1 protein-coding gene is annotated in these 205 nt (G+C 53.2%); it reads left to right on the top strand.

Annotation, left to right across the window (positions count from 1 at the left end; translation table 11 throughout):
• On the top strand, window positions 1–205 hold a 205-nt coding region (locus Q1B13_RS26985; RefSeq protein ID WP_299085991.1), incomplete at both ends, for a hypothetical protein.

The following is a 205-nucleotide window of genomic DNA, read 5'->3' as shown; positions in this document are numbered from 1 at the left end:
CAAATCGACCCGAGCGTTACCGCCCTCGCCAATGGCGGTTTTGTCGTAACGTGGACGTCCTCTGACAGGGAGCAAGGTGATGCGTCCGGTTCTGCCATCAAGGCCCGTATTTTTGATGCGGATGGTAATGAGATCGTCAGTGAATTCCTGGTCAATGAATTTACCACTTTATCTCAAAGCCAGCCGAGTGTTACCGCCCTCGCCA

Source organism: uncultured Ruegeria sp. (genome assembly GCF_947489545.1).
In the GTDB taxonomy this organism is placed as follows: Bacteria; Pseudomonadota; Alphaproteobacteria; order Rhodobacterales; family Rhodobacteraceae; genus Ruegeria.
Note: the sequence above shows the minus strand (reverse complement) of the source record. Positions and strands in the feature narration are given on the sequence as shown.